Genomic DNA, 5,033 nt, shown 5'->3' with positions numbered 1-5,033 from the left:
CCACCAGGCCGCCCTCGTTCGTGTAGCGGATCGCGTTGTGGATCAGGTTGCTCAGCACGCGCTCCAGCAGGTGCGGGTCGCTGGTGACGATCTTGCCGCCGGGCTTGAAGCGCAGCGACAGCCCCAGCTCCTCGGCCTGCCCGCTGCAGTGCATGTGCAGCACGCGGAACAGGTCGCGGATCGGGAACGACTGCAGGTTCGGCTCGATCACGCCGGCGTCGAGCTTCGAGATGTCGAGCATCGACGTGAAGCTCTGCTCCAGCGCGTCGATCGAGCGGATCATGTTCGTCACCATCGGCTGCAGCGGCGAGCTGCCGAGCTGCTTCTGCAGCGTCGCGGCGAACAGGCCCAGCGCATGCATCGGCTGGCGCAGGTCGTGGCTGGCCGATGCGAGGAAGCGGCTCTTCTCGCGGTTCGCCCGCTCCACCAGGAACACCTGCTGGCGCAGCGCGCGCACCAGCGCATCGTTGTCGAGCTTGGTCTGCAGCTCGCGCATCAGCAGCCGGTGGCGCGACAGCGCGAACACGCCGATCGCGAGGCCCGACACCGCCACCAGCGAGCCGATCGTCAGCGACAGCGGCAGGCCCTCGCGCAGCAGCACCACGATCAACGGCGTGAGCAGCGGCAGCAGCCACCAGAAGATGGCCGGGCGGTACGGCGTCGAGAGGTGCGCGCCCGCGGCCGCGACCAGCAGCAGCACGCCGATCAGCCACGAGGTGGCCGTCCAGTTGGTGCTGGGCAGCAGCCACCACGCCGCCGCACCCCACACCAGCGACGACAACGCCAGCACCACCAGGTAGCGGCGCAGCCATTGCTTCGGCTCGGCCAGTGCCGCGCGGCCCTGGCGGCGGAAGTGCCACGCGAGCAGCAGCTGCAACCCCTGCACGCTGTGCATCGCGGCCGACCACCACAGCACGCGGGCGTCGTCGGTCAACAGCGCGAACACGCCCCAGCCGAGCAGCGCGAGCGCGAACGACACCGCGATCGTCCGGTAGGCATGGCGATACAGGCGCTCCACCTGCGATGCGCCGGTGCGCTCGCGGCGGCGTTCCTGGCCTTCGTCGAGGCTCGCGTCGTGGGCGCCGGGCGTTGCCGAGGGCGCGATGCGGAACACCACGGGCGGCCGGTCGCTCAACGGCGCACTCAACGGAACAGGCTGATCAGGTGCGAGCGCGACTTCACGTCGAGCGCGAGCAGGATCGTCGACACGTAGTTCTTGATGGTGCCCAGCGACAGGCCGGTGGCCGTGCTGATCTCCTGGTTGGAGCAGCCGGACAGCACCAGCTCGAGGATCTCGAGGTGGCGCGGGCCGAGCTCGGCGACGCGGTCGTAGCTGGACGAACTCGGAAAGCGCGGGAAGCGGGCGCTGCTGCCGTGATGAGCGGCGTGGCCATTGGCCGGGCCGGGCGTGGCCGACAGCAGCGAGAGCACGATATCGCACATCGAGCCGGGCGCCTGGCCCTTGGTGACATAGCCGACCGCGCCGAGCGCACGCACTTGGCCGATCACGAATTCATCCTGCGTGCCGCTGATGACCGCGACGCGTGCCTGCGGAAAGGCCTCGAGGAACTGCTTCAGGCCTTGCAGCCCCTTGCAGTCGGGCATGTTCAGGTCGAGCAGCACCAGCGTGGTGTCGGGGTGGGCCCGGTAGGCCTCGATCGCATCGTGCAGCGTGCTCGCCTCCAGCAGCTCGAGCGGCGTGCCCTCGATGGCCGACAGGCTGGTGACGATGCCCACGCGCAGCAGCGCGTGATCGTCGACGATCAGGATCTTGGGGACAGGGGACACGGTGGATCCGGTGGATTCGGCGCCAGGGTGCAGGACGGAATTCATCGCAGGGGATGCCTCATCGACGCTCAAGCAAGCGCGCATCGTATGCGCTGAGCGCACGCGAGGCAAACCGCCCATTCGGGCGGATCCCCTTCGTCGGATCGCCGTTGGCTCACCCGAAAGGGGGTGTCCCCGTTTGCGCCGCCGTCAGAACAGGTGCGTGAACAGCCAGTACAGCGAGCCCGACAGCAGGATCGCGGCCGGCAGCGTCAGCACCCAGGCCATCAGCAGGTTGCGGATGGTCGACATCTGCAGGCCCGACCGGTTGGCCGCCATCGTGCCGGCCACGCCCGACGACAGCACGTGCGTGGTCGACACCGGCAGGCCGTACATGTCGGCCGCGCCGATCGTCATCATCGCCACCAGCTCGGCCGACGCCCCTTGCGCATAGGTGAGATGGGTCTTGCCGATCTTCTCGCCGACGGTGACCACGATGCGCTTCCAGCCGACCATCGTGCCCAGGCCGAGCGCGATCGCGACCGCCACCTTCACCCACAGCGGGATGAACTTCGTCGCGTCGTCGATCTGCTTCTTGAAGGCCTTCAGGTTGGCGCGTGCATCGGTGTCGAAGCCGGTGCCCTCGGCCTTGTCGAGGAAGCGGATCGCCTCCGATGCGAGATACATGTCGTTACGCACATTCGCGACCGCCTCGGCCGGCACGCGGGCCAGCGAGCCGTGCTGCTTGACCTGGCGGCCGATGCTGCCGGCCATCTCGGCGAGGGCCGGCACCACGTCGGGGGTCAGCGCCTTGGTGCGCACGTAGTCGGACAGGACCTTGCGCGGATCAGCTGGAGCTGCGGCAGCGTTGCCGCGCACCAGCGAGCCCTGCGTGGCCTGAGCCATCGCGACGAACTGGGTCACCTGGTCGACCGGCATCGCGCGGTTCAGCGCGTAGGCCATCGGCACCGTGCCGACCAGGATCAGCATGATCAGCCCCATGCCCTTCTGGCCGTCGTTCGAGCCGTGCGCGAACGACACGCCGGTGCAGGTCAGCACCAGCAGGCTGCGGATCCACCACGGCGGCGGCTGGTTGCCTTTCGGCTCTTCGTAGAGCGCCCGGTTCTTGACGAAGGCGCGCAGCGCGAGCAGCAGCAGTGCTGCGCAGCCGAAGCCCACCAGCGGCGACAGCAGCAGCGAGTAGCCGACCTTGGTGGCCTGCGCCCAGTCGACGCCGCTGGTGCCGTCGCGGCCGTGCATCAGCGCGTTGGCGATGCCGACGCCGATGATCGAGCCGATCAGCGTGTGCGACGACGAGGCCGGCAACCCGAGCCACCAGGTGCCGAGGTTCCAGACGATCGCGGCGATCAGCAGCGCGAACACCATCGCGAAGCCGGCGCTCGAGCCGACCTGCAGGATCAACTCGACCGGCAGCAGCGAGATGATGCCGAAGGCCACCGCGCCGCTGGACACCAGCACGCCGAGGAAGTTGAAGAAGCCCGACCAGACCACTGCGATGTTCGGCGGCATCGAGTGGGTGTAGATGACGGTCGCGACCGCGTTCGCGGTGTCGTGGAAGCCGTTGACGAACTCGAAGCCGAGCGCGATCAGCAGCGCCACGCCGAGCAGCAGGAAGGGCAGCCAGGTGGTGACCGTGGTGCCGGCGGCGCTGATGTCGCCGACCAGGCTGTAGCCGGTGAACAGCAGGCCGGCGGCGAGCAGGCCGATGAACAGGATCGCCGTCAGCGGGCCGGGCTTGCGGTCCAGCGAGGGGCGTGACGATACGGGCAGCCTGCCGGCGGTGGTGGTGCTGGTGTTCATGGAGCCGGATCGTCGGACGGCGATGTGACAACGGCATGACGGCGGGCTGTCATGGCCCGGTCATGCGGCTGATGCACCGTCAGGCACCCGTGTCTTTCAACCTGCCGTACCCACCATGAGCGTGAACCCCGAACAAGACCAGTGGATGCAGCGCATCCACCGCGACCTGATGGACAGCTACGACGAGGAGCTCGAGCTGGAGATCGAGGACCGCGACCCGGATGGCACGCCGTCGGACCGCGAGCAGCGCCGCAGCTATTTCCGCGAGCTGTTCCGGCTGCAGGGCGAGCTGGTGAAGCTGCAGGACTGGGTGGTCGGCACGCGGCAGAAGGTGGTGATCCTGTTCGAGGGGCGCGATGCGGCCGGCAAGGGCGGCGTCATCAAGCGCATCACGCAGCGGTTGAACCCGCGGGTGTGCCGCGTGGCGGCCTTGCCGGCGCCGAACGACCGCGAGCGCACGCAGTGGTACTTCCAGCGCTATGCGACGCACCTGCCGGCGGCCGGCGAGATCGTGCTGTTCGACCGCAGCTGGTACAACCGCGCCGGTGTCGAGCGGGTGATGGGTTTCTGCACCGACGACGAATACGAGGAGTTCTTCCGCACCGTGCCCGAGTTCGAGAAGATGCTGGTGCGCTCCGGCATCGTGCTGCTGAAGTACTGGTTCTCGATCACCGACGAGGAGCAGCACCTGCGCTTCCTCGGCCGCATCCATGACCCGCTGAAGCAGTGGAAGCTCAGCCCGATGGACCTGGAGTCRCGCCGCCGCTGGGAGGASTACACCAAGGCSAAGGARATCATGCTGGASCGCACSCACATCCCCGAGGCGCCGTGGTGGGTGGTGCAGGCGGTCGACAAGAARAARGCSCGSCTGAACTGCATCGCGCACCTGCTGGGGCAGCTGCCGTATGGGGAGGTGGCGCATGCGCCGATCGAGTTGCCGCAGCGGGTGCGGCACGACGACTACTTCCGGCAGCCGGTGCCGGGGGAGATGATCGTGCCTGAGGTGTATTGAGCTCTTTGCGSCACCGCCCGTCTGTGTTTGGGGGAAAAGATTGAAGTGRCCGACGAGCGCGCCSRCKCTCGCATGCTYGTCGGTCACTTCAATCTTTTCCCCCAACAAGAGCGGCTGGTGGTGAGCGGCGCACCGCGACGCGCAAGAACTCACAGCAAGACAGGAAACGCATCCTCCAGCCGATGCACCCCCCCAGCGTGCCGCGCGTCATACCCCGGCAGCTGGTTCGCCGCCGCCCGGAACTCATCGCTCCCCACCACCGCCATCAGCTGCTGCATCGCCGGCGTATCGAAGAAGGCCTCGTCGCACAACAGGAAGTACTGCTCCGTCTGCAGCGGAATGAAATCCAGATCGAAGCGCCGGGCCGCCGTCTCGACCCCGAAGCCCGCATCGGCCATGCCGCTGGCCACGTACGCGGCCACCGCCGCATGGG

At 68.1% G+C, this 5,033-nt stretch carries 5 protein-coding genes; 1 reads left to right on the top strand and 4 read right to left on the bottom strand.

What is annotated here, in order from left to right; all coding sequences use genetic code 11:
* The 3 genes from AC1D15_RS17665 to AC1D15_RS17655 form a co-directional block, all read right to left on the bottom strand.
* Window positions 1–1,147: sensor histidine kinase (locus AC1D15_RS17665; RefSeq protein ID WP_477827002.1), on the bottom strand; the 1,147-nt coding region annotated here is incomplete at its 3' end.
* Window positions 1,144–1,788 (bottom strand): response regulator, encoded by a 645-nt coding sequence (locus AC1D15_RS17660; protein ID WP_197067008.1) that lies wholly within the window; start codon window positions 1,786–1,788, stop codon window positions 1,144–1,146. The genes AC1D15_RS17660 and AC1D15_RS17665, both read right to left, overlap by 4 nt.
* 189 nt (window positions 1,789–1,977) lie before the next feature.
* On the bottom strand, window positions 1,978–3,588 hold the full coding sequence (locus tag AC1D15_RS17655) for an inorganic phosphate transporter (RefSeq protein WP_477827001.1): 1,611 nt from the start codon (window positions 3,586–3,588) through the stop codon (window positions 1,978–1,980).
* A 115-nt stretch (window positions 3,589–3,703) separates the two neighbouring features.
* On the opposite strand from AC1D15_RS17655, the gene ppk2 reads away from it, so the two are divergent.
* Complete coding sequence (ppk2, locus tag AC1D15_RS17650) at window positions 3,704–4,600, top strand: polyphosphate kinase 2 (protein ID WP_477827000.1); 897 nt, start codon at window positions 3,704–3,706, stop codon at window positions 4,598–4,600.
* Between the two features lie 149 nt (window positions 4,601–4,749).
* On the opposite strand, the gene AC1D15_RS17645 is transcribed toward ppk2, so the two are convergent.
* Window positions 4,750–5,033, bottom strand: a 284-nt coding sequence (locus AC1D15_RS17645) for a substrate-binding domain-containing protein (RefSeq protein WP_477826999.1), incomplete at its 5' end; no start/stop codon positions are given.

Source organism: Rhizobacter sp. P2_H2 (assembly GCF_056403375.1).
Note: the sequence above shows the minus strand (reverse complement) of the source record. Positions and strands in the feature narration are given on the sequence as shown.